Genomic DNA, 26,454 nt, shown 5'->3' on the forward strand with positions numbered 1-26,454 from the left:
ATTTGCCCCTTAACAAGTATTGAGCGTTAGCTAGGTGAAAAGAATATGTTATCACTAAGCCAAGAGATGGATCTAAATCACTATTCCCGTCAGGCAGAATTTGCACACAGTTTAATGTCCTCAATATGTGGGGAGCATCACTTAGATACATGCGGTCGAAATGTCTTAGATTTTCATTATGAAGGGATTCGATTACCCCACAAGCGTATGGCGATCGGTAAGATCAGCTATGGTGCAAATGTACTCATTAACACGTCTAATTTAAGGGCATATAGTATTAGCTTGCCGATTCAAGGTAAGCAGACTTTAGCAATCAATGGCACCAATTATATTTCCAGTGCGGATAAAGGCCTAATTTTATCTAATGCAGATTTACAAGATTTAGCGATTGATAAAGATTGTAAAAAATATCAAGTGGTTATTCCTGAAAAAAGTATGCAGAAGGTGTTAGGCGAATTACTACGTCAGTCTGTTGAAGAACCCGTGGTTTTCAATCCTGAAATGAGTTTGAAAATTGATCAGGGTATCGGGATGTGGTGGCAAAATATTGATCATTTTTTGTTGCTTCGATCTCAATACAAAAGTATGCAGGGCTTACAACTCTGGTCAGAGGATTATGAAAATTTTCTGATTAAAGCTTTATTACTCTCGCAAGAAAATAATTACTCAAGCTTGTTAAGGTCCTTATCTGATCAACAAGCGCCAGAATACTTACGTAAGGTATGCGACTATATTCAGAAGTATGCCCATGAAGAGATTCGTGCAGAAGATTTGCTAAGATTAGCTGGCGTATCAAAGTCTAAATTATATGCTGAATTTCAACAGTATTATGGAACAAGTCCTTTGACTTTTTTACGTAGATATCGTTTACAACAAGTTTATAAGACCTTAAGTACCTCTATGAATAAAAATATTTCCATTTCAAAATTAGCTTTTGATTGGGGGTTTAATCACTTGGGTCGTTTCTCACATGAATATCGTGAAGAATTTGGAGAGAATCCAAGTGAAACCAAGAGTCGAGTAAAAATATGATGCATAATCCATCGACAATTAAATTTACTCGTGCTGTTTGAGCTAGAGAGATGTGGAAATAAAATGAGAGTTTACACTTTATCTGAAGATATTTATTTACATTATAATGACTTAAATACTTGGGAAATTAATATTAAAAATGAAAACTTTGAAATCAATATTTTAAATCATGGCGTTATACTTTCATTGCTACCTTTTTTAGAGGTCGGCAGAGAAAAAATTATAGAAAAGATTGGAGACTCACAAAAATGGTTAGTATTTCCTGAAATTAAGTTAATTGAAGCTGGTTTCTTAATTGGGTCAGAATATTGGGTGGATCTTTCATTAACTTGGCTTAAAGAAAGCAATCCAATAAATTTTGATTTTTTTCTGAATATTTGAATCAAGTATTTTCAAATAAAGTTAGATATAGTCAAAAAGTAAGACATAAAGCGAAAAAAATATTAAAAATGATTAACCATAAGAATTTCTAAATTTTTATCAAATTTCCCTCTATATTGATTAAATCATGATCTAACAAATTAACAACAACCTATACTCGCCATCCTTTTCAACGGGCGCTCGATGAACGCAAGGTAAAACCTGTTGTGTTGGATGATCTACCGCTAAGCGCCAAAGATGTCCTGAGCCTAAATTTACAGGTTCTGAGTTGGGTTTCGGCTGGTAATGCAGATCAAAAAAATACTCTTGCAGAAAGGTTTCAAATTCTGCTTCAGGACCGTCATGTAATGCTTTAAGCTTTTCCCTGATTTCTGGGATCAAAATCTTTTGTTCCACTTGATCATTGGAGATGATGTCACTGGCAGCGCCATGATAGGTACATAAAAAAGTATCTGTTTCAATGGGCGAACGATCAACATGATACGAATATACATCTGTAGAAATGAAATCCAGATCTTGGTCCCGTTCATAATGTTTAAGTAAATTCAGTGAAGGCGAAGCGCCGAAATCAGTTAATAGTTGTATATCGCTTAAGATGATGTCCCTTGCCAGAATACCTTTTTCTGAAAGTTGTAGTGCTAAAAGATCTTCAGTGGAAACTTCGGTAATATTTTCTTTTAACTCAAGTTTAGACACAATTTCTTTAAAATCACCCAGCAAATCTCTGTTCCAACAAATAGCATTTATCTCGCCTTGAAATGTCGTATTTACAAGTTCAGAAAAAGTCGTTACTACACGAACTTGATTGTTGTCAGAAAATGCAAGGTGCATATTAGAATTTAATAAATCAGAAACCATGTCTAATATATTCACTCAGCTTGATAGAATCAGCTTTATAGAAGTTGGGACGAATCGCACAGAAGCGTGCATTACAGGTAGCGTTGAACATAGCTTACTGAACAACAGGGTATTGTTGCAATGTATTGCTGAGAGAGATGGACTTTAACAATGGCTTTTATTGAGAACTTTTGCAAAATTGCAGATTTACTTATTTAACTATGGCTTATTGATGTGGTGAGCAAAATCTTGTTTAAGATAATGTTGTTCAGAATAGTAGATGACAAGATATTTATAAAAAGTGGCAATCAGCTTCTATCATAAGTCCTTATTAAAACCATAATTCAACATAAAAGCCCTCTCATCCTCGCCTCAGCCCAAAGGTAATTTCAATATCAAAACGATTCGCTCAATATGCTCATTTTTGATTTATGAAAAAGATCTAATGATTTCTAAAAAAAATTTTATGCATTGAATTTTCATCTTTCACAGTATTCCGCACTGATTGGATAATCCTCGCAGATTTTGGACAGACGTTAAATACCTTTCACAGACATGATAACGCTAACGGTTAGGTCTGGAGTGGATGAAATGTCAGGTCAATATATTGAAGTAAAAACCCAAACAGGGAAGTCATTTGCTGGGTATTTGGCAATTGCAGAGGGCGGAAAAGGGCCTGGAATTGTACTGTGTCAGGAAATTTTTGGTGTGAATGCAGCAATGCGTATCAAGGCTGATTTTTTGGCTGAGGAAGGCTATACCGTATTGGTTCCAGATTTATTCTGGCGTACTGCACCCCGCATTGAACTGGGTTATACCGAGCAAGATTTTCAAAAAGCCTTCGAGCTTTATCAACACTATGATGAAGATCAAGGTGTCGAAGATATTCAAGATAGCTTGAATTTTCTCAAAACTTTGGAGAGTTGCGATGCCACTGCAGGCTTAGGTGTCGTGGGATATTGTCTGGGTGGAAAACTGGCGTATCTGGCAGGTTGTCGTATTCCTGAAGTGGCCTGTGCAGTGGGGTATTACGGGGTAGGAATCGAGAAGACACTCGATGAACTTGAAAATGCCCAAGGGCGAGTAGTTTTACATATTGCTGAATTAGACAAGTTTACACCGCCAGAGGCACGCCAAAAGATTCTGGATGCTGCCGCCCAATATAGCAATGTTCAGGCTTATGTCTATGAGGGTGTAGATCATGCCTTTGCCCGACCAAACAGCGAACATTATCACAAACCCTCCGCACGTTTTGCTCATGAACGCAGTATTACCGCACTGCATCAAAGTATCGGACCAGTTTATGATTTGGTTGCACTTTGGGAAGCGCATATCCGTTATGAATTTGATACACGCGATGTACCTGCCACTATGGCAACCATGGTGGCGCAACCCTATGTCAATCATATTCCAACATTGACAGGTGGTGTGGGATATAGCCAACTTGCCCGCTTCTATCAATATCACTTCGTTCATCAAAATCCAAAAGATATGAAGATCACGTCGATCTCACGCACTGTCGGTTCAACACAGGTGGTGGATGAATTCATTATGAGTTTTACCCATGACAGTGAAATTGACTGGTTACTGCCGGGAGTCGCGCCAACAGGGAAGTATGTTGAGATTCCTATGCTGGGTGTGATTCAGTTCCGTGGCCCAAAACTCTGCCATGAACATATCTACTGGGATCAGGCATCCGTTCTGGTTCAAATTGGATTACTCAATCCTAAAGGGCTACCCGTTGCTGGTGTAGAAACTGCTCAAAAACTACTGGATGAAGATTTGCCATCCAATACCCTCATGCCGTCTTGGTCAAGCAGCGAAGGCAAATCGTTTTAACTATCAGGAGTGGAATATGGATATTCAATTGAATCAGAAAATCGCTGTGGTCAGTGGCGGCGCAACCCTGATTGGTCAGGCCGTAGTTCAAGCATTGGTCGATGCAGGTGCAAAAGTCATTATTCTGGATATTGACCAACAAGGACAGCAAGTGGCGGATGCCATGCACGGGCAGGCGCAATTTATTCAAACTGATTTAAGCAGTGATGTGGCGATTGTAAACGCAGTGAAAACAATTCACGACAGCTTTGGCAAAGTTGATTATTTGGTCAATCTGGCCTGTACCTATCTGGATGATGGCTTTAAATCCTCACGTGAAGACTGGTTACAAGCATTGAATATTAATCTGCTTTCAGCCGTCGAACTGACCCGTGCGTTTTATGAGGATTTAAAAACCAAGCATGGTGCGATTGTCAATTTCACCTCGATCTCCGCCAAATTTGCACAAGCAGGACGCTGGCTTTATCCCGTTTCAAAAGCAGCGATGCGACAACTCACCCAGTCTATGGCGATGGATTTTGCAGCAGATGGGGTACGAGTTAATTCGGTATCACCTGGTTGGACATGGTCACGGGTGATTGCCGACGTCAGTGGCAATAACCGAAGCAAAGCTGATGCCGTAGCAGCTGACTATCACTTGCTGGGACGTCTAGGTCATCCCGAAGAGGTAGCCAATGTGGTGCTGTTTTTACTCTCGCCAGCCGCAAGTTTTGTGACAGGCGCAGATTATGCCGTCGATGGTGGTTACTCCGTCATGGGGCCTGAAGGGAATCAACCAGCTATTCCACGTTTAGCCGATGAAGCGTGATAGCAAATCAAACATTTAAAACACTCAATGAATTAAAAAATATGGGAGAACCATGATGCGTCGTATAGCTATAGTAGGAGCGGGTCAATCTGGATTGCAGCTCGGTTTAGGATTATTAGACACAGGTTATGAGGTGACGATTGTCACCAACCGTACTGGTGATGAAATTCGTCAGGGCAAGGTCATGTCGAGTCAGTGTATGTTTCACACGGCCTTGCAAACAGAGCGTGATGTTGGACTTAATTTTTGGGAAGAGCAATGTCCAGCGGTTGAAGGGATTGGATTTACACTGGTCAACCCAGAAACAAAACAGCCTGCCTTTGCATGGAGTGCGCGATTGGAGCGTTATGCACAATCGGTAGATCAGCGCGTCAAGATGCCGTACTGGATGGAAATGTTTGAGCGTCGTGGTGGTCAGTTGATTATTCAAGATGTTGGAATAGATGAACTGGAACAGCTCACTGCTGAATATGAGCTGGTCTTACTGGCCGCAGGTAAGGGGGAAGTGGTTAAACAGTTCGAGCGTGATGAAGCGCGTAGTTGTTTTGATAAGCCACAACGCGCGCTTGCTTTGACCTATGTAACAGGTATGAAGCAAATGTCGCCGTATTCTCGTGTGACTTTTAACGTAATTCCAGAAGTGGGTGAATATTTCTGTTTTCCTGCGCTTACAGTTACAGGTGCTTGTGAAATTATGGTGTTTGAAGGCATTCCCGGTGGGCCGATGGATTGCTGGCAAGATGCGAAAACACCAGAACAGCATTTGCAAATGAGTAAAGATATTTTAAACAAATATGTGCCTTGGGAAGCAGCACGTTGTGAAAATATTGAATTAACCGACGCTGGTGGCTATCTGTCTGGACGTTTTCCACCGGGAGTGCGTAAACCGATATTAACCCTGCCATCTGGTCGCAAAGTTTTTGGTATGGCCGATGCATTAGTGGTGAACGACCCAATCACGGGGCAAGGTTCAAACAATGCCGCCAAGTGTAGCAAAATTTATTTCGATGCCATTTTAGCGCATGACAATCAAACATTTACAGATGAATGGATGCAACAGACATTTGAACGTTATTGGGCATATGCCGAAAAAGTCGTGGCTTGGACCAACAGTTTATTGTTGCCACCACAACCGCACATGATTGAGCTTTTGGCGGCGGCTGAGCAGAACCATGCCATTGCTTCGAGTATTGCCAATAATTTTGATAATCCACGCAATTTTGCTCCATGGTGGTTTGATCCAGAACAGGCGCAACGTTTTATCGAATCGAAAAGCTGTCAAAAAGTGGCTTAATAGGGAAGCAAAGTCAAAGGTGAATGGTATGAATATCAACACATCGCAGGAACTGGATTTAAAACCAATTGATACGGAAAATCCAAGAGAAATCCGCAACCTGTTAGGGCAGTTTGCTACAGGGGTTACGGTGATTACAACCCGTGGACGAGATGGAAGAAAAATTGGGATGACAGCCAACTCGTTTTCTTCACTATCACTCGATCCGCCGCTGATTTTATGGAGTTTGTCAAAGACTGCACCAAGCTTATTGGATTTTACTGAGACCGAATATTTTGCGATTCATATGCTGGCACAAGAACATCACTCACTTTCAGGGCATTTTGCCCGTGGTTCAGAGGATAAGTTTGCCAACATTGCACATCGTGAGTGTGAGCGCGGTTTACCGTTACTAGAAGATGTATTGGCAACATTGGTATGTAAAAACGTAAATCAATATGAAGGGGGGGATCATCTGATTTTTATTGGTCAGATTGAACATTATCAACATCGTATTGGTGAGCCTTTGGTGTTTCATGCGGGCAAGTATCGTATTGCTGCAGCGCATCCAGAACTGAGTATTTAACAGCAACAATCACGATCAATTTTGATCGTGATTTTTTTCGGGGATCGAAAATGAAAAATAATGTGATCAAAAGAGGTTTTCTTGCTGGAACAGTGGTCTTAACAGCGGTTGCAGCACAAGCATATGATTTGCCGACGGTGAATTTGGGCATGACCAGTTTTCTGGATGGTGGGCTGCCTGCTGGGCCAGGGTGGTATTCTCAAACGTATCTGCAAAATTATGATTCGAACAAGTTAAAAGACAATCAAGCTCATCGGTTAGCTTTACCCAAGACCGATTTAAATTATCAAGTCATTGTTGAACAAGTCAGTTATCTGTCCAATGTGCGTGTAGGTGAACATGCATCGTTAGGATTGAATGTGCTGATTCCATTTGTCAGTAAAATGGATATGGATGATGGTTTAAATAATGCCGCGATTAAAGCCCAAGGGGGTTTTGGTGATCTGATGATTGGGCCATTTATCCAGTTTGACCCAGTCATGGGCAAAGATGGGCCCAAATTCGTACAACGTTTTGAATTTCAGGTCAATTTACCGACAGGGAAATATGATCAGAATAAAAATATTAATCCGGGCAATAATGCCGTTTCATTTGATCCATACTGGGCAGCAACTTATTGGTTTAATCCAAAGTGGACGGTTTCTACACGTCTGCACTATTTGTACAATTTTAAAAATGATGATCCAAATTATAGCTTCGGTCTTGCAGATGATATTCAGGCAGGGCAAGCGATCCATGCCAATTTTGCAACAGACTATGCGCTTACACCACAATTACGCTTAGGGATCAATGGTTACTGGCTCAAGCAAATGACTGACACGGAAGTAGAGGGTGAAAAATTAACAGGCACACGTGAACAAGTGTGGGCGATTGGACCGGGGGCGATGTATAGCTTTTCTAAACATGATCATATCGTGACAAATGCCTATTTTGAACAAGATGCAAAAAATCGTCCTGAAGGAACTCGTTTGCAATTACGTTATATTCATCACTTCTGATTTGAAACGCTATGGCAACATCCTGACAGATATACTTGACCTATTTAGATACGTCTAAATAGGTTTTTTAATTTTTTATAATGAATAAAATCTCTTTAACTAAATCTCATCGGTTGCTTAAGAATATGGCTTAAACCTAAGATCTTGCTGTTCAAGGGTGCTACGGCGTGTACAAGAGGGTAATTCACCATAACGACGTTTATATTCCTGAGAAAAACGCCCAAGATGACTAAAGCCCCATTTAAACGCGACATCTGTGACTGAGACATGCTCATTTTGTAGGAGTTCCATATGCGCTTGTTCAAAACGCAACTCTTTTAAGTATGACATTGGAGTGGTGTTTAAAAAGCTTTTAAATCCTGCAAATAATGTACGTACGCTTACGCCTGCCTGTTCAGCCAATTGTTCAATGGTTAAATTTGCGTGTAGATTTTCACGTATATAGGCTTCAGTACGTTTGACAAAATAAGGTGAAATGACTTTTTCTCTGTACTGATCGATTTGATGCAATAAGCTGTTGGCTTGGCCGTAAATCAGGGCATTAAATAGACTGGATTCAAACTGCTTAAATGCCATTGGGTGATGCAAAGGATGCTGTTCACAAGCAAGCGCATCCATCAATGTACGCATCAATTGGAAAAAATAAGCACCGCCTTGGGTAGAAAGATCAAGCTTGGGTTCAAAAATAGGAGGGTGCTGCTGTGCGTCTGGAAGATGCTGGCGGCAGTGCTGTAAAAGGTCATCTTTATCAATTTTGAGAATCAGCTGCGAGGAGTTGGCATGCCAGCGCATTTTTAGCGATTGTTCGGGTGAAATTAGAGAGGCAACTTGCGGATAAGAAATAAATTTTTGTTGATTCATTTCAATTTCTGCATATCCCTGTGTTGGGATTTGAATCAGATAAAATTTTTCTAAATGGTCAGGTTCAATATAGACATCGGCACTGTATTCAAGACGACTGATGGATAATCGTCCTGCTTTAAGATGGTGCATGGATGAGTGAAAATCGTTTTGTTGTTGTACGATTTTTAATAGATGCGGTTTGAAGATTTGCCCAACACTTTTGCAGGTTTCGCCCAAGTCTTGATGCTGAAAGACTAAGTTTTGCGATGAAAAAATGGGGCATTGTTGTAAATGACGTCCATTGAATTCCATAGTAGGATCGACCTGACTCATAAATATTCCTTTTGGCTGGCTTGTTTATTACAGCTAATCTTTATGTCACATGATGACCTGATTAAAACTGCATTAAACAATACTTAAAACTTTAAGTGGCTGGCAGTGATATAAAGAGTTAAGCAAAAAATAGACCAAGTAAAATACCTCGATACAACATATTTTTAGTCTAGTTTGGCGTGATCAAATCAAAAAAAAACGTCATGGTATTTTTTAAAAAATAAAGGATAGCGTTGATCATGCTTTGTACTCTTTATATGATCCTATTCCTTAAGATCTATCTCTATGTATAGCAAATCTGACTAAAATGATCAATTTATTTTTGGTTGTTTTTATTGATTTAACTTATTGAATAATATAATTATATTAAAAATTCTTGTATTATTTTAAATATCAGGATATCACAAACTGAAATAATCAGGCCACGTAGAAAAAATATCCAAATTCAATCAATAAATCATCATATGATTTCGCTATTTAATAAGTTTTGTTGCTCAATTAAGATTTGAATCATCTTGAGCTTAATCCTGCTGTGAGTTGGTGTCATATCTTAAGATATGACACGCATTTTGTTGTTAAAACTAAGTTCTTACCGTATTGCTCTGTAAGAATTTCTCACTGTAAATAGAACAATCTTCGATAGACTGCTCATCTAGCCAAGATTTGACGGCTTCGATCATCGGTGGCGGGCCACATAAGTACATATCGAAGCGTTGTTGTTGAAGTTGTTGTTTATCCAGATGTTGATGGATATAGCCTGATTTTCCTTGCCATAGTTCTGAGGCGCTTGAAATGATCGGATAATAACTAAAGTCTTTGATCTTTTCTGCATAGGCGATCAAACGCTTTTGTTCACATAGATCGGCTTCTGTATTGACACCATAATAGAGTTGCACTGAGGGTTGATTTGGTTGATCGGCAATATTATCGAGCATACCTAAAAAAGCCGATAAACCTGTACCACCTGCAATAAAGATCAGAGGGCGTTCAGCTTCACGTAGATAAAAACTACCTAAAGGCGCTTCCATCATCAGGCTTTGTCCAATCTGACAACGTTCTCTGAGATAATTACTCATTACACCATCTGGCAGCAGACGAATTAAAAACTGAAGTTGATTGTTGGCATTGGGACGATTGGCAAATGAATAAGAACGCCAATCGTCAGTCTCTGGAATTTGTAAACGTGCATATTGACCTGGTAAAAAATTCAGTTCCTTGTCAAAACTACTGGCATCCAGATGCAAGATCGCGGTGGTTTCTGAAACCAATTCAACAGCAGTAACCATCGTGGTGATTTTTAAAGCCTCACCCGCATTACAGATTTCGGAACTATGATCGAAATAAAAAGCGGCATTAGACTTAACCCGTGTCTGGCAAGCCAGCATTTTACGTTCAGCCAAATCACGTTCGCTTAATGCATCCTCATCAACATATTCTTGTTCATAAATACCCGTTTCACATTTCCCCTGACAGGTTCCACAAACACCTTCACGGCAATCGAGCGGGAGGTGGATTCCTTGACGAACCGCTGCGTCCAACAGCAATTCGTCTTCCTGTACTGCGATAAAAAATGTTCTACCATTGGCAAAGTTGAGTGCAACAGAATGACTCATTGTATTTCTCCTTAGACGTGATAGAAATCGAGAACCGAATCTATCTTGTCATTAAGCAATACGCTGTGTTGACGACGAATACGGAAACTATCTTCAGTTGGACGGAGCAAATAAGTGGCATGACCATAAAAGCATCCTTCAAGGCCCTGACGATTATAAAGCGTGCGCCAACTTACCTTTGCCTCAACCAAACCATCTTCTTGAGTCTTTACTTGTACATTGTGAATATTATGTTGAGTGCGCGGTAAAGGCGTTGCAGAAGCTGCTTTTCCAGTACGGATACGGAACACACGATCTTCAAGTCCTGAACGATCGGGGTAATAAATATAGGACAAGCCTTGATTGGGATCTTGAACGTAGTGATGGTCATCAATCCATTGCGGGATATGATATTCACTATCTTCATCATAGAGTTCGAGGTAAGCATCCCAATCATAGCGATCACACAGTTCCGCCTTTTTATAAAGGAATTGAGACACTGCAAAATGAAGTTCTAGAGACATGGTTACACCTCATCCGTAACAGATTGATTTAAAAAAGTGACTTCTTGCATCTTAAGTGCTTTTTTATTGAGTCCATTGAGGAGCAGGCGTTGCCAGTGACCATGCTGGTTGACATATAGCCCTTCATGAGTAAATTCACGCCCTGTGATCACGGGTTCAATACCAAGATCTTGTGAATTTTGTGATGGGCCATAATTCCATTGATGATAACCGCGTGAGATATCACTCCAGCGTTCTAAACGGCCCTGAAAGCCTTTTTGTTGTTCGCGGAATTCCACCAGATCATCTGGTGTACCCAATCCTGATACATTGAAAAAGTCTTCAAACTGACGAATACGGTTACGACGTGCCTCCGCTGATTCACCTTTGACACCAATACATTGGCTGATGACTTCGGTTTTATTCCATGCCACAGGCCGGACAATACGCAGTTGTGAACTGATCTGATCCATAAAGAACAGGCTTGGATAAAGGTTGAGGTTACGTAAACGGTGCATGGCCCATTTAGCACGCTTTTCCCCAAACCTTTCCAGCAGATAAGGCATCACCACATCATAACCAGGACGTACCGCTGGATTTGGCATATCACTAAACAGCACACTATGTCCATTTTTAAAGCTAAACCAACCATCATCCGTTTCGGCATCACCCGCACCTAATTTACTATAATCAAGTGTGTCAAGTTCACTGCCATTGGCTGCGTTAACTTGCTGGCGATGTTGAACGGTGGAAACATAGTTATAATGCACGGTACTAACGTGATAGCCATCCAGACCATTTTCATTTTGTAGTTTCCAGTTGCCTGCAAAAGTATAAGCAGATTTACCTTGTAATACTTCAAGCTCACCCGTTGGTGATTGATCAACCATCAAGTCAAGAAACACTTTAGTATCACCTAAAAAGTCTTCCAGTGAATCTGTAGCCTGAGTATCCAGACTGACAAAAACAAATCCACGATAGCTGGCAATACGGCCTTGTTTTAAACCACGGCTAGATTTATCAAAATCTTCACAATATTCATTTGGCGCTTTGACCTTAACCAAACGCCCATCCGACTTATAACACCAAGCATGAAACGGGCAGGTGAATACAGACTGATTGCCTTTGGCCACACGGGTCAAGGTTGCACCACGATGCTCACAGGCATTGACCATGGCATGTAGTTCGCCTTTACCATCACGGCTGATAATGATCGGTTGTCGGCCAATCTGTACTGTAATGAAATCATTGTTATTGGCAATTTCACTTTCATGGCAAGCGTAAATCCAGACCTTTTCAAAAATGAGTTCCATTTCGAGATCAAATAGTTCTGGTTCGGTAAACATATCGCGAGCAATTCGATAAACACCATCATTTGGTCGAAAATCGATACAGCTGTGTACAAAATTTTGCCATTCGGCGAGGTTACGTGCAGTCATGGGCTCTTCCTCTATCCAATCAGTCCTTTGTTTGATTGAACCGCGATTTAAAGAAAGGCTCTATCCAGATTTTCCATGTGTTTATCCACTTTATGCAGATTAAATGCTTGGATACATTTTTGTGGAGGAGATTGCGATAGGATTTTTCAATCTGTTTTATACATAACAAGATGCATACTTTTGAAATAAATAATATTTTTGAATTGAACTTCGCCGTAATTTTGTTTTTTAAGTAAAATTTTAATGTTGGGGATGAAAATGGACAAAGTGTTTGCCAAAACGGGGGGAGGCTAAGCTTTAAGTCGCAATTCAATCATTTATATTCTAAATTGATATCTTATTGAACTTAAAGCGTTGCATTGAAAAATGAAGTTATTAAGACTAACCGCTATTTAAGGTAAAAAAGTCTCCTGTAAGTAACTCCACTGCATTTTTCCTTGAATTTCTTCAATCAGCGCACAAGAACGTCGAACTAGAACTCCTGATTCCTTGGTGTGTTTTTCAGTATAGGTGAGAACAATGCTTTGTTCACTTTGCATCAAAATTTGTTCATCATAAATTTCGATCTTTAGATCTGGCATCTTGCCCTGATTATTGCTAAACAGCCCTTTGACATCGGCCAAGGAAAAACGCTTTCCAGCTGCACCGACCATCTCAAAATGATCGGAAAAATATTCAATAAGTAGGGGAAGATCTTGTTCTGTATGTTTCCCGTTAAAAATACGTTCAATCAGTACGTGCATGCTATGTATACTTTCAATTGCATCTTGTTTTGACAGCGGCATATCCATTTCCTATGAGAGGTGTATTTTTTTATATTATGTAAAAATAAATGTAAAATTCAATATTATTTTAAAATTAAATTTTTAACGTATGTTTCAAGAACGCTCCCAAAAATAATTTACAATTTAAAAATATAGTATCTTATTGATATCTATTATTTTAAATAAAATAAATTGGTTCGAGTTGAGCATTGTGAAGTAAAAGGTATAACTATATACTTAAAATAACATGGAAAATTCCATGTAAAAATAACTATAGTGGGCTAAGCTTTTCTTTATGAAGGTGGATAGGAAATGGATATTTCCTCGAATAAGCGACATCTTCTTAAAGATACCAATCATAAAAATGCATGGACAAGGAAGAAAAATGGATACTCACTCACCAGAGTCAACAGGCTCTCATTCAAATACATATGCATGGTATGTTGTTTCACTTTGCATGTTGGCTTATATCTTTTCATTTATAGATCGGCAAATACTGGCACTGATGATTGAACCAATTAAGGCTGATCTAGGTTTGTCAGATACCCAATTTAGTCTATTACATGGTCTTGCCTTTTCATTGTTTTACGCCTTTATGGGGTTGCCACTGGCCTATTTGGCAGACCGATTTTCTCGACCAAAAATTATTGCAGTCGGGGTGGTATTTTGGAGCATTGCAACTGCATTCTGTGGCTTAAGTAAAAACTTTATTCAACTGTTTTTAAGCCGTATGGGTGTTGGGGTGGGCGAAGCCGCTTTATCTCCTGCAGCTTATTCAATGTTTAGTGATATGTTTAGCAAGGACAAATTAGGCCGTGCTGTTGCAGTATATTCAATTGGTTCATTTGTCGGTGGAGGGATTGCTTTTCTGGTCGGCGGTTATGTGATTGGCTTGCTTAAAAATATGGACACCATTCAGGTTCCTTTATTTGGTGCATTAAGAGCATGGCAGGCGGCATTTATTATCGTAGGCTTACCTGGAGTGTTTATTGGCTTACTGGTGTTACTTACGGTGAGAGAACCGCAACGAAAAGGTCAGCGTTTAAATGCACAAGGTCAAGTTGAAAAGACCAATATGAAAGATGCGTTTAAGTTTATCAAAAAACATAGTCGTACTTTTACTTGCCATTATTTAGGTTTTACTTTCTATGCAATGGCGCTGTATTGCCTGATTAGTTGGTCACCAGCATTTTACATGCGTAAGTTTGGCCTTACACCGACAGAAGCAGGCTATATGCTAGGCACGGTGTTATTGGTGGCAAATATTCTTGGCGTATTCTGTGCAGGCTGGCTCAATGACTGGTTTATTCAAAAAGGACGTAAGGACGCGCCAATGATTACCGGTGTGATTGGAATCGTGGGATTAATTTTACCAATTATGTTCTTTACCCAAGTCAATGAGCTGTGGCTTTCTGTGGTATTTCTGGTCCCTGCCATGTTTTTTGCCTCTTTCCCAATGCCAATTTCAACCACAGCAATGCAAATGCTGGCACCGAATCAGTTGCGTGCACAAATCTCAGCCGTGTTTTTGCTGATCAGTAATTTGGTTGCGGTTGGGATCGGTACCACGTTGGTGGCATTGATTACAGATAAAATCTTTGAAAATCCACTGATGGTGGGGATGTCTTTGTCTATCGTGGGTACGATTTCATGTGTGTTGGCATTTATCTTATTGAAAAAGGGCTGTAAGGCATTTAGCGCCAGTATGCAGCAGGAACATGCCTCTTAATCCAATGGTGTTCTCAATCAGTCACAGCGCCCATTCTTTGTAATGGGCTTTGTGACTTGTTTGGTCAATCCATAATCAGGGAGTGAAAGAATGGAACAGTTTTTCAAATTGGATTATCTGGATGAACTGCTATTGTTTAAATCGGATGATTATCAAACCATTAAAGATCAGGTCAGTTATTATTTAAGCCCTCATCGTTTTGAGGTGGAAGTGCGTGAACCGTTAAATACCCGTTTAAATGGTTTTCGCTTTGGAAATTGTGCCTTGTACGATCTTAAATATAGCGCACCTGTGATGATTACCATTGATGAGGTTTCTGATTTTTATTTATTTCGATTGACACTGGAAGGTCAATGTAAAGTCGGTATAGAAGACCAACAGGTGCTACAGTCAGTCGGGATTATGTCAATTACGCATCCACATACTCAACAGCAAATCCAGACCAATCAGCATTGCCGAAATATTATTTTAAAACTTGCTCAACATGATGTAGAAACCCAATTGTTTAAAATGTTGGGGCATACCAGTCATGAACCAGTTGTCTTTGATATGAGCCTGTCCTGTACCGAGGAAGGCATAGACTCGATTATTGAAACCCTCAATTATTTGTGCCATGCCTATTATCATATTCAAAATTGGAGCTTTATCTCTGCGAGTTTTACCCAGTATTTAATTGAACTGATTTTATTGAAGATTCCAAATAACTATAGTGACCAGCTTAATTTGCAAAGACAGCATATTTTGCCCGGCTATCTAAAAAAAGCACAAAAATATATTCAGAATCATTTAGAACAACCGATTTCATTAGCGGATTTAAGCCAGTGTTGTGAGGTGTCGATCCGCACATTGCAAAAAGGCTTTAGCCTGTATTTACAACAAACCCCAGTCGAGTATATCCGTGATCAGCGACTTGAACGGGTACATCTGGCTTTACAGCAAGCTCAAACCAATGAAACAGTGACGGATATTGTGTTGCATCACGGTTTCCAAAGTTTAGGGCATTTTTCTACGCTGTATAAAAAACGCTATGGGTGTTTACCTTCTAAAACTTTAAAAATGAGTCCTGTTCAAATGAGTACAATGCTTTCGTAAACTGAACACGTGTTGCGTGTTTGGATAAGCCAGCAGGTTATTGTGCTTCTATGATGAATTGAAATAAATCAGGAAGAGCAATGATGAAAATTACAGTTTTAGGTGGCGGTCATGGATGTTATGCAGCTGCGGCAGAAATGGCTGAAAAAGGACATGAGGTGCTGTTATGGCGCCGTGATTCAGATGCTTTACAACAACTTGCTGCCACTGGGCAATTAAAGATTAAGGATTATCAGGGCGATCGTACTGTGACGGTGGGTTTTGAAAAGAGTCAGATTAATTTGTCTGATGATTTGCAACGCGCCATTAAACATGCTGAGTTGATTATTATTCCATTACCTGCGACCACACATGATGATTTAGCCCGTCAAGCAGCGCCATTTTTTAAAGCTGGGCAAGTGGTGTACTTACCACCAGCGACATTTGGTAGTTTTATCTTTGCCAAGGCGATGCAACAAGCAGGTAACACTGCGCAAGTGGCATTTGCAGAAACGGGAACTTTGCCTTATTTGGTGCGTAAACATGGGGTGAATCAAATTGTGATTAGTGGTTATGCGACCCGTTTACCCACAGGCGTATTTCCAAGCGTATTGTCACAACAGGCATTTCAAGTGCTTAAGCAGGCATATCCTAGTGTTGAACCCGTTGAAGACAGCTTAAGTGGTGCATTGATGAATGCTGGACCAATTATTCATCCACCTTTAATTTTGATGAATGCGGGTCCACTTGAACATTTTGAAGCGTGGGATATTCATAACGAAGGTACTCAACCCTCAATTCGTCGTGTCACCAATCAACTTGATGCGGAACGAATGCAAGTACGTGAAGCATTGGGATATGCCGCACCACATTTTCCTTTGGCGGATCATTATAATCATGAAGGTGAGGGTGATGAATGGATGTATGGACGTGGGGCACATGGAAAATTAACTGACAGTGGTGACTGGCGTGAGGATATCGACTTAGATTCACATCGCTATATGTTAGAAGACACTCGTTTAGGATTATCTTTTTTAGTTTCTGTGGGACGTTGGGTAGGTGTCGCAACCCCTGTTGCTGAGGGCTTGTTGAATATCGCGTCAGCGGTCACGGGTAAGGATTTATATCAACAAGGACGTACTTTTGAGCGTTTAGGTCTGGCGGATAAAAGCCCAGCAGAACTGCAAGCGATTTTGCAACAAGGAGTCTAAAATGCAGATGATCGAAAAAATTGCGGTGCTTGGCGCTGGACGTATGGGCAAAGCCATTGCGATTGCATTTGCCTATGCAGGACTAAACGTTGATTTGATTGATGCAAAACAACGTAGTGAAGCTGAATTTGAACAATATCAAACTCAAATTCGTGCTGATTTACAGCAAGAGTTACAGTTGCTTGAGAAAATTCAGTTTATTCAAGCAGACCAGCAAGTTTTTGTTTTGGATAAGATTGCGATTTTATCTAAACAGGCTGCTACAGGCATATTGCCAAGCTGTGCGTTGATCCTTGAGGCTGTACCAGAAGTAAAACAAGCTAAACAAGAAATTTTTGCTTGGCTGGACCAATATCTTTCACAGCAGTGTATTGTGGCTTCGACCACCTCCACATTTTTAGTGACGGATATTGCGCAAATGATTTCGCATCCTGAGCGAGTAGTCAATGCACATTGGCTAAATCCTGCTTATCTCATGCCTTTGGTGGAGTTAAGCCGTTCTGACCAGACCTCAAATGAGGTGTTGACTCAGCTTAAGCAATTTCTACAGGCGATTGGTAAGGTACCTGTGGTTTGTAATGCCAAGGCGGGCTATATCGTGCCAAGGATTCAGGCCTTGGCAATGAATGAAGCGGCGCGTATGGTTGAAGATGGAGTCGCTTCGGCAGAAGATATTGATATTGCTATTCGTACTGGTTTTGGTTTGCGTTTTTCTGTTTTAGGCTTATTGGAGTTTATTGATTGGGGCGGTGGCGATATTTTGTATTATGCCTCGCAATATTTGCAAAAAGAGCTGGGGGAGCGTTTTCGTACACCTGAAATTATTGCGGAAAATATGCGTCAGCAGCGTAATGGCCTTCGTGAAAAGCAGGGTTTTTATAATTATGCAGATGTGGATATTCATCAATATAAACAAGATGTTTTACGGACCTTTTCAGATCGAATTGAAAAAAGTAAGTTAAAACCATCGTTTAATATTTTACAGTCCGCAACGTGATGAACCGAACAATTCGCCCATTGCATTCAGCTAATGGGCGTTTATTTACAGCTTTTAGCTTGATGGCATCAAATTGAATAGCTTTTTCAACTGTGCATTTAACTGATGCAATTCTTCATCTTCAAAGGCATTTAAAATCCCAGATAAAGTCACTTGGCTGATTTGATTAATCTGCTCCACCAGTTCTTTGCCTTTGTCAGTGAGCTTGACCATCGAAATACGTTCATCAGACTCTGAAGAAAAAACCTGCACAATATCATCTTCAACTAGGCGATAAATGGCTTTGGTTGCTGTGGTCAATTTAAGGGTAGAGAGGTTGGCAATTTCGGTAATACTGGCTTGTTGCAAAGCATTGGTACTTAAAATGATTTTACGACGTGTATTGTCGATACCTAGTTTTTTTATTGATTTTTCAATAAGTTGTGTGTATTTACCATTCACTTGAGAAATCCAAAAGAAAGGATAGCTTTGTAAGCTGCTAGGTTCATTATTAGGTAGAAATTGTTCTAAATGAGTAAGCATAGCAAAGTGATAACTTTATAAAGATGAATATTCATCATTATACAAAAATTAAAGAAAAAATCTTTGCTCTTTCTGATAAAAACATCTTGACAATTACATTACTTTTTCCGATATTGGTATTAAGTACAAAAATACATGGAAAAGTGAATGAATATTGTTGTACAAGACGTACAAATAGGACGCGGTGCTTTAAAAGTCATGGTGAAAGATTCCATTGATATTCAAGGTCTAAAGACCATGATCGGGAGCAAAGCCTTGATGGATAAGCCTTCTGCAACAAAAAATGCAGAAGTGGTAGAGCGTATTTTGGCAGCGGATTGCCAAATTACCGCAAAAACCAATCTACATGAGTTGGCTTTTGGAATTACCGGGATCAATCCTGTTTTTGGCACTGCAATCAATCCTCAATATCCTGATCTAATTCCAGGTGGTTCATCGAGTGGGTCTGCTGCTGCCGTAGCCGCAGGTCTGGCTGATTTTACTTTAGGTACCGATACTGGTGGTTCAATTCGTATGCCAGCGGCATGTTGTGGGGTGTATGGTTTTAAGCCGACATTCAATCGCGTCAGTCGTCAAGGGATACATCCAGCCATGAGTTCGTTGGATTGCGTGGGACCATTTGCCGCTTCGGTTGCAATGATTGAAACCGCAATGCAGATAATTGATCCAAGCTTTCATGCTTTGGAAAAATTAGCGCATACGCCGAAACTGGCTTGGCTTGAGGTAAATGCAAATCCAACGGTATTGAACTGTATTCAGCAATTTCTTGCTCAGGCGAATCTGTCAGCTACACCAGTGAAATCTGAATGGTTTGAGCCTGCTTATGATGCAGGGATGCAGATCATTAATTATGAAAATTGGCAGGCGTATGGTGAGTTAACCAAAACCGGTTTATTGGGTGACGATATCCATGCTCGCTTGCTCAAATCTGCGCAAACCACGGCGCAACAAGTAAAAGAGGCGGAAGCGGTCAAAGCACAATTTATCAATGAAATTGATGGCTTATTGGAAAAATATGATGCTGTGTTACTGCCAACCCTTCCGCAAATCCCACCCAAATTAATCGATGCAGAACATATGGTTGCACTGTTGAACTTAACTTCATTGGTGCGTCCATTCAATTTATCTGGTCATCCTGCAATTTCAATACCGCTCAAAACCAGTGAAGGGCAACCAGTGGGTTTACAAATCGTAGCAAAACGAAATTCGGATGAGCTGGTGTGTGCAATTGCGAAATATATCGTGGATGCAGCGCAATAAATGACAAGGAGTTGGGTAATGAATGATTTATCGACAAAGGAATTTGTAATGGACACAACAAAAACGGAATTAGAAGCACTCTGTCAGGAGATTCGAGAACGGGCTTGTACAGGCGAGTTTGATAACCAAGCGTATGTGAGTCAAGACATCATCGATAAGTTAAAGCAGATTGGTGTCTATCGTGCATTGGTACCGAAACGTTTTGGCGGCAATGAATGGTCACCTCAACAATTTTGTGAGTTGATTGAACGTTTGTCTAAAGCAGATGGTTCAGTGGGCTGGGTTGCGAGTTTTGGGATGAGCCCTGCTTATTTGGGTAGCCTGCCTGAAGCAACGCTTGAAGAATTATATAAAGAGAGCCCAGATATTGTATTTGCAGCAGGTATTTTTCCACCGCAACCCGCAGATTTAAGAGCTGATGGCGTGGTGGTAAAAGGTCGATGGAAATTTTCCAGTGGTTGTATGGGGGCCGATATTATTGGGGTGGGGATTAGTCCACAGGTCAATAACACCACACAAGGTCTCCCACGTTTAGCAATTATCCCAGCAAAACAAGCGCAAATCGAAATGACTTGGGATACGGTCGGTTTAAAAGGAACAGGCAGTCATGATCTACTAGTCGATAATGTCTTTGTAAACAATGATTGGACCTTTATTCGTGGTGAACCGTCTAAACTTTCGGAACCATTTTTTAAATATCCATCACTGTCATTGGCAACACAGGTGTTAACTGTGGTCGGGATCGGTGTTGCAGCAGCAGCGTTGGAAGAATTCCAAAAGTTAGCGCCTGGCAAATCATCTATCACAGGTGGTGCTGAAATTGCCAGTCGCCCAGTCACTCAATATGAATTTGCCCAAGTCGAAGCTGAGTTTAAAGCAGCGCGTGTTTGGTTCTACGACACTATGCAAATCGTTTGGAATGAGATTATTGCAGGTGCTACGCCAACGCCAGAACAGATCAGTGAGATGCGTTTGTCTTGTACCCATGTTGCTCGAGTTTGCGCACGTGTGACGCGCAAAATTCAAATGCTGGCGGGCATGACTGCAATTTATACCCATAACCCATTTAGCCGTTTTGTGAATGATACCAATGTGGTGACTCAGCATGCCTTTATGGGCGATGCCACTTTACAAAATGCCGCTTTGGTGAGCTTTGGTATGCAGCCAGCACCCGGTTATTTATAAGCCGAATTTAAATAATCACGAGATGTCCAAGGATGAATATGACATGAATAGCCAGATGGATTTGACCGTTATCTTACAACGCTTAGAGCAGCTCGAAGCACAAAACACGATTCGTAATTGTATTCATCGTTATATGGAAATTTGTGATGGATTAAATGCCAAAACTGACCTCAATGAATTAATGGATTTATTTGATCAGGACAGTATTTGGGAAGGAATTGGTGAGAAATATGCGCAATCTTTTGGTCGCTATGCTTCATGGCAAGCCATTTTTGACATGTTTAAAAGTTATACCCAAACCGAATCACATTTTGTGATGAATGCACATTTTGTCAGTTCAGAACAAATTTATATTGCAGGCGATCAGGCCAATGCAAGCTGGTTGATGTTGCAAACCTCGACCTTTCTCAATGGAGATAGCCATTTAAATGCCGCAAAACTCAGTGTGAAATTTAAACAGCAAACCGATGGTCTATGGAAGATCAAACATTTTCAGACTGAAAATATTTTTAGTCGCCCTGTGTCTCACTGGAACAGTACAGCGATATTGCCAGTACCGTCTCAGCAATAAGTTATGGATAAATTGAAAAGGATAATGGATATGAACAGTATTATTCCAATGCAGAATATTAATATTGATTACAGCGAGTTAGTTCAAAGTGATCGTGCGCATACCTCTTTATATAAAGATGCGCGTGTCTTTGATGATGAAATGGAAAAGATTTATTACAGCACTTGGGTTTGGGTGGCACATGCCAGCGAAATTCCAGATGGTGGTAGCTATAAAACCATTAATATTGGTAAGCAACCTGTGGTCGTTGTACGTGACCGTAAGAAAAAAGTCCATGTATTGCTCAATCGTTGTCGCCATCGTGCAGCAACGGTATGTGAACATAAAAAAGGCAAAACCAACAGTTTTGTTTGCCCATATCACGGATGGAGCTATGCACTGGATGGTTCATTACGTGGTGTACCTTCACCTGAAAGTTATGGTGAATGTCTGGATAAATCAGAGTTTCCATTGATTAGCCTACGTGTTGAAGAATACAACGGTATGATTTTCGCCACCTTTAAAGACGATATTGAACCTTTAGCGGATTTCTTGGGCGCTGCGAAAAAATGGATTGATTTGTTTATGAAACAAGGCGCAGGTTATCCAATTAAAGTATTGGGTGAACATCGTTTCCGTTTCCCAGGCAACTGGAAAATCCAGCTGGAAAATACCACCGATGCCTATCATTTTCCGTTGGTACATAAGTCATTCTTAAGTTCAGTCGATGAGAAGACTGAAGAGTTATTTAATTTTGAAAATCAACCTGGCTATGTTGAAGATTTAGGTAATGGGCACAGTGTCATGGTGATGATTCCTGAGCTGGTGGATTTAGATGAAGAGTTGATGGAACGCCCAATTCAGGAACGTTTTGAAGAGCTTGCTCAAGCGTTACGTGATGAAGGACATGAAGAACTTGAAGTACGCCGTATTGTACGTGCTGTGGGTGGTTCTGGTTTTAACTTAAACCTGTTCCCAAACATTGCCTGTTCAATGGCCTTTTTCCGTGTCATGCAACCGATTTCAGTCAATGAAACTGAAATTCATCATTCCGTGATCACGATGGATGGTGGTCCACAGATTGCCAATCAATATCGCTTACGTCTACATGAACATTTCCAAGGTCCATTTGGTTTTGGTACACCTGATGACTCAGAAGCGTGGGAACGTGTGCAACATGGTGCCAATGCTGGTCATGATTTATGGATCATGTTGAACCGTGGTTTACCCGGCGAAGTAAAAACTGAAGATGGCTTAAAGAGTGATGTCAGTGCAGAAACTGGAATGCGCGCTGCTTATCAGCAGTGGAAAAAGATGATGACGGCTTAAGGAGAGTAGCATGAACATGAATTTGCAATTATTAAATGAAGTGACTGCTTTTGTTTGGGCTGAAGCTGACATGTTAGACCACAGTGAATACCGTGAATGGCTCAATCTCTGGAATGAAAAAGGCGTGTATATCATTCCGATTGATCCGACACTCAAGGATTATGAAAATAATTTGAACTATGCCTATGACAACAATCATATGCGTACATTACGGGTCGAACGTTTGGAAAATGGTGAGGCGATTTCGACTGCACCCAAAGCCAATACCGTCCGTAGCGTGTCACGTATCCGTGTCGTAAAAGATGAGGATGGTGAAATCATTTTACGCTGTGCACAAAACCTCCGTGAATTCCGTAAGGAAAGCTTAAAACATTACACCGCAGATGTGATTTTTCATTTGGTTCGTGATCCAGAACAAGGCTTTAAGATCAATCGTAAAATTATCAACTTAGTCAACTCGACCGATACTTTGGCGGGTATCAGTTACATCCTCTAGGAGCGCAAAAAATGAAACAGGTTGTTTTAGTCACGGGCGCAGCATCTGGTTTAGGGAATGTGATCGCCGAATATTTTGCAGCACAGGGGCATCAAGTGATTGTCTCTGCCAGCAGCTTAGAAAAGGCTGAAAATGCCAAAGCACGTAGTCCTAATGCGGAGAATATGTTTGCGTTAAAACTGGATATTTCAGTTGAGCAAGATTTTCATGCCGCAGTGCAGTGGATTCAACAAAAATTCAGCAAATTGGATGTGTTGATTAATAATGCGACGGTCACCAAGGCAACCCCTGTTTTAGAGATTACTGCAGCTGACTTCGACTGGATCACCCAAGTGAATCAGCGAGGAACCTTTCAGGCATGTCAGATTATTGGCAAATATATGGCAGATCAAGGCTATGGTCGTATCGTCAATATGGCTTCATTGGCAGGGCAAAATGGAGGTACTGCAACAGGAGCACACTATGCTGCAACCAAAGGTGCAATTGTGACTTTGACCAAAATCTTTGCCAAAGAGTTTGCTGCTAAAGGTGTGACTGTAAATGCCATAGCGCCTGGGCCAATGGAATCACCGATTGTACACAGTGTGGTATCTGACGAGAAAATGGCGCAATTTATTCAAAATATCCCAGTCAAAGCATTAGGTAGCATGGAATTTATTGCTGAAACCTGTGCCTTGTTGGCAAGCCCAAGCGCTGCATTTGTCACTGGGGCGACGTGGGATATTAACGGTGGATTATTTATGCGTTAAGCCTTGGGCGAGATGCATAAAAGGGAGATAAATCATGGCTACACTCTATAACGTGGTTGTCAGAAACCGTCATGTAGAAGGTGGGAATGTTGCAGTCATGGAGTTTGAATCTGCAAATTCTGCCACATTACCAAAAATTGAAGCAGGTGCGCATATTGATGTGCACTTACCTAATGGTATGGTGCGTCAGTACTCACTATGCCAAAATCCAAAGGATGTTGGCATATTCAGACTGGGGATTTTACGTGATCCAGAATCGCGTGGTGGTTCAGTATCGGCTTTTGATGATTTAAAAGATGGTATGCAAATACAGGTCAGTGAACCGAAAAATCTGTTTCCATTAGTCAAAGCCAAACATGCTGTACTGGTGGGTGGGGGGATTGGAATTACCCCTTTGATCACCATGGCCTATCAATTGGTACAAGAAAACGCATCTTTTGAACTGCATTATTGCGGGGCAAGCCCAGAGCAATGTGCCTTTGTCGATGAAATTAGAAATAGTGTATTGGCGCCCTTTACCACCTTCCATTTTAAATCGGAAGGGGCCAGCCATCGCGAGTTTTTTCAATCTGCCATTCAGGACATAGACAAAGCAAGCCATATCTATACCTGTGGTCCCAATGGATTTATGGATTGGGTGATTAATTTGGCTTTGACACAAAATTTTCCTGAGCAACAGATTCATAAGGAATATTTTCAGGTTGAGGTTGAAACCAACGGTGATGCATTTGAAGTTGTTGCTGAGCGTAGCGGCAAGATCATCATGGTCAATGCCGAAGAAACCATTCTGCAAGCACTGGCACGTGAAGGGATTGAGATTGAAATGTCTTGCGAACAGGGCGTCTGCGGAACCTGTATGTGCGATGTGATCGAAGGTGAGCCTGATCATCGCGATGTGTATTTTACTGATGAAGAAAAAGCCAGTAATGAACAAATACTGGTGTGCTGTTCCCGTGCAAAGTCAGCACGATTGGTACTGGATATTTAATTGCTTTTAACAGGACTAAGCAATTTCAGATACCGAGCTAAATAGGATAAAAGATTCAGGAGAGAATAATGAATTCATTAAAATCAATGGATGAAATCAAAATAGATCCAATGCAATTTAGACGGGCATTGGGTAATTTTGCTACAGGTGTGACCATTGTTACGGCACAAAATGAGCAAGGCGAGAAGGTTGGAGTCACTGCAAATAGTTTTAACTCAGTGTCTTTAGACCCACCACTCATTTTATGGAGTATCGATAAAAAATCATCGAGTTTTTCTGTATTTGAGCAAGCTACGCATTTTGCGGTAAATATTTTATCGGGTTCTCAAATCGAGTTATCCAATAAATTTTCTCGTCGCAATATCGATAAGTATGAAGGCACAAGTTATCAGGTTGGTGCAGGTCAATCACCAGTTCTAGACCATTGTTCAGCAGTGTTTGAATGTGAACGACATGAAATTATTGAAGGTGGTGATCACTGGATTATTATTGGCAAAGTCGTTAAGTTTCATGATCAAGGGCGTAGTCCGTTGGTGTATCACCAAGGCGCGTATTCAGGTGTGATTCCTCATCCATTATTACAGCTTAAAGATACTGTAGAAGCAGAAGATTTAGGCGAATTACATCAAGGGCATTTATATAGTAATGTCTGCTATTTAATGAGTCGGGCGTTTAAATTTTATCAGACCGATTATATTCCGAAGCAGTTAATCACTGGATTTCGAACCAGTGAAGCAAGATTATTATTGGTGTTAGGCAGTGGTACTGCATCCAATAAAGCAGATTTACCACGTGATATTGCCATGCCGATGCGTGAGATCGAACAAGCTGCGCTTATCTTAAAAAAAGATGGTTTATTGATTGAAACGGAAGGTTTTTTTAAGTTAACGGAAAAGGGCAAGAAAACCGCACATTATCTGTTTGATATTGCCGATAGCCATCAAAATGAAGTTTTTGAAAAATATCCTGAAAATGAAAAGGAAATTTTTATTAAAATTTTAAAGGATATTGCGGGGATTGTATAAACATCAACTAACCGACAAATATCTAGATGAATTTGTCGGTTATTTGGATTTATTGAGATAGAATTTTTAACGGTGTTGGAAAAGACAAAGCAAAGCTACTCAAATTATTGAATC

The 26,454-nt window shown here is 40.5% G+C and carries 26 protein-coding genes; 19 read left to right on the forward strand and 7 right to left on the reverse strand.

From position 1 onward, the window contains the following. Positions 1-45: 45 nt before the first annotated feature. Positions 46-1,032 carry an AraC family transcriptional regulator gene (locus ASC84_RS13075; protein WP_056515378.1) on the forward strand — a complete coding sequence of 329 codons (987 nt, stop codon included), beginning with the start codon at positions 46-48 and terminating at the stop codon, positions 1,030-1,032. A 63-nt stretch (positions 1,033-1,095) separates the two neighbouring features. Further along, complete coding sequence (locus tag ASC84_RS13080) at positions 1,096-1,413, forward strand: hypothetical protein (protein ID WP_227515146.1); 318 nt, start codon at positions 1,096-1,098, stop codon at positions 1,411-1,413. Between the two features lie 132 nt (positions 1,414-1,545). On the opposite strand, the gene ASC84_RS13085 is transcribed toward ASC84_RS13080, so the two are convergent. Then, positions 1,546-2,244 carry a DUF1826 domain-containing protein gene (locus ASC84_RS13085; RefSeq protein WP_056515439.1) on the reverse strand — a complete coding sequence of 233 codons (699 nt, stop codon included), beginning with the start codon at positions 2,242-2,244 and terminating at the stop codon, positions 1,546-1,548. Positions 2,245-2,841: 597 nt separating this feature from the next. Between ASC84_RS13085 and ASC84_RS13090 the strand changes: the two genes are divergently transcribed. The 5 genes from ASC84_RS13090 to ASC84_RS13110 are packed head-to-tail and all read left to right on the forward strand — an operon-like array spanning position 2,842 to position 7,754. Then, on the forward strand, positions 2,842-4,089 hold the full coding sequence (locus ASC84_RS13090; RefSeq protein WP_004721631.1) for a dienelactone hydrolase family protein: 1,248 nt from the start codon (positions 2,842-2,844) through the stop codon (positions 4,087-4,089). Positions 4,090-4,105: 16 nt separating this feature from the next. Continuing rightward, positions 4,106-4,897, forward strand: coding sequence for an SDR family oxidoreductase (locus ASC84_RS13095; protein ID WP_056515382.1), 792 nt, complete (start codon positions 4,106-4,108; stop codon positions 4,895-4,897). Positions 4,898-4,952: 55 nt separating this feature from the next. After that, entirely contained in the window at positions 4,953-6,191 is a 1,239-nt protein-coding gene (locus tag ASC84_RS13100; protein ID WP_056515442.1) for a styrene monooxygenase/indole monooxygenase family protein, read from the forward strand. A gap of 34 nt (positions 6,192-6,225) precedes the next feature. Beyond that, positions 6,226-6,756, forward strand: coding sequence for a flavin reductase family protein (locus ASC84_RS13105; RefSeq protein ID WP_056515444.1), 531 nt, complete (start codon positions 6,226-6,228; stop codon positions 6,754-6,756). 50 nt (positions 6,757-6,806) lie between these two features. Continuing rightward, positions 6,807-7,754: a transporter gene (locus tag ASC84_RS13110; RefSeq protein ID WP_056515384.1), complete on the forward strand. Its 948-nt coding sequence runs from the start codon at positions 6,807-6,809 to the stop codon at positions 7,752-7,754. Positions 7,755-7,871: 117 nt separating this feature from the next. Here ASC84_RS13110 and ASC84_RS13115 read toward each other — a convergent pair whose 3' ends face one another. From ASC84_RS13115 to ASC84_RS13135, 5 genes are all read right to left on the reverse strand, one after another. Beyond that, positions 7,872-8,930, reverse strand: coding sequence for an AraC family transcriptional regulator (locus tag ASC84_RS13115; RefSeq protein WP_056515386.1), 1,059 nt, complete (start codon positions 8,928-8,930; stop codon positions 7,872-7,874). Positions 8,931-9,511: 581 nt separating this feature from the next. Next, positions 9,512-10,543 carry an anthranilate 1,2-dioxygenase electron transfer component AntC gene (antC, locus tag ASC84_RS13120; RefSeq protein WP_056515389.1) on the reverse strand — a complete coding sequence of 344 codons (1,032 nt, stop codon included), beginning with the start codon at positions 10,541-10,543 and terminating at the stop codon, positions 9,512-9,514. An 11-nt stretch (positions 10,544-10,554) separates the two neighbouring features. Then, a complete protein-coding gene (gene antB / locus ASC84_RS13125) occupies positions 10,555-11,046 on the reverse strand; it encodes an anthranilate 1,2-dioxygenase small subunit (RefSeq protein ID WP_056515392.1) in 492 nt (163 codons plus the stop codon). Between the two features lie 2 nt (positions 11,047-11,048). After that, positions 11,049-12,464: an anthranilate 1,2-dioxygenase large subunit gene (gene antA, locus ASC84_RS13130; protein WP_056515395.1), complete on the reverse strand. Its 1,416-nt coding sequence runs from the start codon at positions 12,462-12,464 to the stop codon at positions 11,049-11,051. Between the two features lie 392 nt (positions 12,465-12,856). Then, on the reverse strand, positions 12,857-13,249 hold the full coding sequence (locus ASC84_RS13135; RefSeq protein WP_004721615.1) for a hypothetical protein: 393 nt from the start codon (positions 13,247-13,249) through the stop codon (positions 12,857-12,859). A gap of 364 nt (positions 13,250-13,613) precedes the next feature. Here ASC84_RS13135 and ASC84_RS13140 point away from each other — a divergent pair, with 364 nt between their 5' ends. From ASC84_RS13140 to ASC84_RS13155, 4 genes are all read left to right on the forward strand, one after another. Next, a complete protein-coding gene (locus tag ASC84_RS13140; RefSeq protein ID WP_056515398.1) occupies positions 13,614-14,957 on the forward strand; it encodes an MFS transporter in 1,344 nt (447 codons plus the stop codon). 90 nt (positions 14,958-15,047) lie between these two features. After that, positions 15,048-16,049: an AraC family transcriptional regulator gene (locus ASC84_RS13145; RefSeq protein ID WP_056515401.1), complete on the forward strand. Its 1,002-nt coding sequence runs from the start codon at positions 15,048-15,050 to the stop codon at positions 16,047-16,049. 83 nt (positions 16,050-16,132) lie between these two features. Beyond that, positions 16,133-17,239, forward strand: coding sequence for an NAD/NADP-dependent octopine/nopaline dehydrogenase family protein (locus tag ASC84_RS13150; RefSeq protein ID WP_056515404.1), 1,107 nt, complete (start codon positions 16,133-16,135; stop codon positions 17,237-17,239). Position 17,240: 1 nt separating this feature from the next. Continuing rightward, complete coding sequence (locus ASC84_RS13155) at positions 17,241-18,236, forward strand: 3-hydroxybutyryl-CoA dehydrogenase (protein ID WP_056515407.1); 996 nt, start codon at positions 17,241-17,243, stop codon at positions 18,234-18,236. Between the two features lie 54 nt (positions 18,237-18,290). Here the strand turns inward: ASC84_RS13155 and ASC84_RS13160 are convergent, their stop codons facing one another. Beyond that, the gene (locus ASC84_RS13160) at positions 18,291-18,758 is read right to left on the reverse strand and encodes a MarR family winged helix-turn-helix transcriptional regulator (protein ID WP_004721604.1); all 468 of its coding nucleotides are present in this window, start codon (positions 18,756-18,758) and stop codon (positions 18,291-18,293) included. Positions 18,759-18,905: 147 nt separating this feature from the next. Here ASC84_RS13160 and ASC84_RS13165 point away from each other — a divergent pair, with 147 nt between their 5' ends. From ASC84_RS13165 to ASC84_RS13200, 8 genes are all read left to right on the forward strand, one after another. Next, positions 18,906-20,018, forward strand: a complete 1,113-nt coding sequence (locus ASC84_RS13165; protein WP_056515409.1) for an amidase — start codon at positions 18,906-18,908, stop codon at positions 20,016-20,018. 48 nt (positions 20,019-20,066) lie between these two features. Then, complete coding sequence (locus ASC84_RS13170; protein WP_227515147.1) at positions 20,067-21,203, forward strand: acyl-CoA dehydrogenase family protein; 1,137 nt, start codon at positions 20,067-20,069, stop codon at positions 21,201-21,203. A 43-nt stretch (positions 21,204-21,246) separates the two neighbouring features. Beyond that, on the forward strand, positions 21,247-21,774 hold the full coding sequence (locus ASC84_RS13175; protein WP_056515414.1) for a nuclear transport factor 2 family protein: 528 nt from the start codon (positions 21,247-21,249) through the stop codon (positions 21,772-21,774). A 30-nt stretch (positions 21,775-21,804) separates the two neighbouring features. Further along, entirely contained in the window at positions 21,805-23,082 is a 1,278-nt protein-coding gene (locus ASC84_RS13180) for a Rieske 2Fe-2S domain-containing protein (RefSeq protein WP_004721598.1), read from the forward strand. 10 nt (positions 23,083-23,092) lie between these two features. After that, positions 23,093-23,578, forward strand: a complete 486-nt coding sequence (locus ASC84_RS13185) for an aromatic-ring-hydroxylating dioxygenase subunit beta (RefSeq protein ID WP_004721595.1) — start codon at positions 23,093-23,095, stop codon at positions 23,576-23,578. An 11-nt stretch (positions 23,579-23,589) separates the two neighbouring features. Beyond that, positions 23,590-24,327: an SDR family NAD(P)-dependent oxidoreductase gene (locus ASC84_RS13190; RefSeq protein ID WP_004820415.1), complete on the forward strand. Its 738-nt coding sequence runs from the start codon at positions 23,590-23,592 to the stop codon at positions 24,325-24,327. A gap of 34 nt (positions 24,328-24,361) precedes the next feature. Then, on the forward strand, positions 24,362-25,315 hold the full coding sequence (locus ASC84_RS13195) for a PDR/VanB family oxidoreductase (protein WP_004721592.1): 954 nt from the start codon (positions 24,362-24,364) through the stop codon (positions 25,313-25,315). 68 nt (positions 25,316-25,383) lie between these two features. Beyond that, on the forward strand, positions 25,384-26,340 hold the full coding sequence (locus ASC84_RS13200; RefSeq protein ID WP_034614186.1) for a p-hydroxyphenylacetate 3-hydroxylase reductase component: 957 nt from the start codon (positions 25,384-25,386) through the stop codon (positions 26,338-26,340). Positions 26,341-26,454: the final 114 nt, after the last annotated feature.

The organism is Acinetobacter sp. Root1280 (genome assembly GCF_001425285.1).
Lineage (GTDB): Bacteria > Pseudomonadota > Gammaproteobacteria > Pseudomonadales > Moraxellaceae > Acinetobacter > Acinetobacter guillouiae.

Bases quoted from the DNA above. Each gene is read 5' to 3' on its own strand.
- ASC84_RS13075 (WP_056515378.1), top strand. From the start codon at position 46: ATGTTATCACTAAGCCAAGAGATGGATCTAAATCACTATTCCCGTCAG.
- ASC84_RS13080 (WP_227515146.1), top strand. From the start codon at position 1,096: ATGAGAGTTTACACTTTATCTGAAGATATTTATTTACATTATAATGAC.
- ASC84_RS13085 (WP_056515439.1), bottom strand. From the start codon at position 2,244: ATGCACCTTGCATTTTCTGACAACAATCAAGTTCGTGTAGTAACGACT.
- ASC84_RS13090 (WP_004721631.1), top strand. From the start codon at position 2,842: ATGTCAGGTCAATATATTGAAGTAAAAACCCAAACAGGGAAGTCATTT.
- ASC84_RS13095 (WP_056515382.1), top strand. From the start codon at position 4,106: ATGGATATTCAATTGAATCAGAAAATCGCTGTGGTCAGTGGCGGCGCA.
- ASC84_RS13100 (WP_056515442.1), top strand. From the start codon at position 4,953: ATGCGTCGTATAGCTATAGTAGGAGCGGGTCAATCTGGATTGCAGCTC.
- ASC84_RS13110 (WP_056515384.1), top strand. From the start codon at position 6,807: ATGAAAAATAATGTGATCAAAAGAGGTTTTCTTGCTGGAACAGTGGTC.
- ASC84_RS13115 (WP_056515386.1), bottom strand. From the start codon at position 8,930: ATGAGTCAGGTCGATCCTACTATGGAATTCAATGGACGTCATTTACAA.
- antC (WP_056515389.1), bottom strand. From the start codon at position 10,543: ATGAGTCATTCTGTTGCACTCAACTTTGCCAATGGTAGAACATTTTTT.
- antB (WP_056515392.1), bottom strand. From the start codon at position 11,046: ATGTCTCTAGAACTTCATTTTGCAGTGTCTCAATTCCTTTATAAAAAG.
- antA (WP_056515395.1), bottom strand. From the start codon at position 12,464: ATGACTGCACGTAACCTCGCCGAATGGCAAAATTTTGTACACAGCTGT.
- ASC84_RS13135 (WP_004721615.1), bottom strand. From the start codon at position 13,249: ATGCCGCTGTCAAAACAAGATGCAATTGAAAGTATACATAGCATGCAC.
- ASC84_RS13140 (WP_056515398.1), top strand. From the start codon at position 13,614: ATGGATACTCACTCACCAGAGTCAACAGGCTCTCATTCAAATACATAT.
- ASC84_RS13145 (WP_056515401.1), top strand. From the start codon at position 15,048: ATGGAACAGTTTTTCAAATTGGATTATCTGGATGAACTGCTATTGTTT.
- ASC84_RS13150 (WP_056515404.1), top strand. From the start codon at position 16,133: ATGAAAATTACAGTTTTAGGTGGCGGTCATGGATGTTATGCAGCTGCG.
- ASC84_RS13155 (WP_056515407.1), top strand. From the start codon at position 17,241: ATGCAGATGATCGAAAAAATTGCGGTGCTTGGCGCTGGACGTATGGGC.
- ASC84_RS13160 (WP_004721604.1), bottom strand. From the start codon at position 18,758: ATGCTTACTCATTTAGAACAATTTCTACCTAATAATGAACCTAGCAGC.
- ASC84_RS13165 (WP_056515409.1), top strand. From the start codon at position 18,906: ATGAATATTGTTGTACAAGACGTACAAATAGGACGCGGTGCTTTAAAA.
- ASC84_RS13170 (WP_227515147.1), top strand. From the start codon at position 20,067: ATGGACACAACAAAAACGGAATTAGAAGCACTCTGTCAGGAGATTCGA.
- ASC84_RS13175 (WP_056515414.1), top strand. From the start codon at position 21,247: ATGAATAGCCAGATGGATTTGACCGTTATCTTACAACGCTTAGAGCAG.
- ASC84_RS13180 (WP_004721598.1), top strand. From the start codon at position 21,805: ATGAACAGTATTATTCCAATGCAGAATATTAATATTGATTACAGCGAG.
- ASC84_RS13185 (WP_004721595.1), top strand. From the start codon at position 23,093: ATGAACATGAATTTGCAATTATTAAATGAAGTGACTGCTTTTGTTTGG.
- ASC84_RS13190 (WP_004820415.1), top strand. From the start codon at position 23,590: ATGAAACAGGTTGTTTTAGTCACGGGCGCAGCATCTGGTTTAGGGAAT.
- ASC84_RS13195 (WP_004721592.1), top strand. From the start codon at position 24,362: ATGGCTACACTCTATAACGTGGTTGTCAGAAACCGTCATGTAGAAGGT.
- ASC84_RS13200 (WP_034614186.1), top strand. From the start codon at position 25,384: ATGAATTCATTAAAATCAATGGATGAAATCAAAATAGATCCAATGCAA.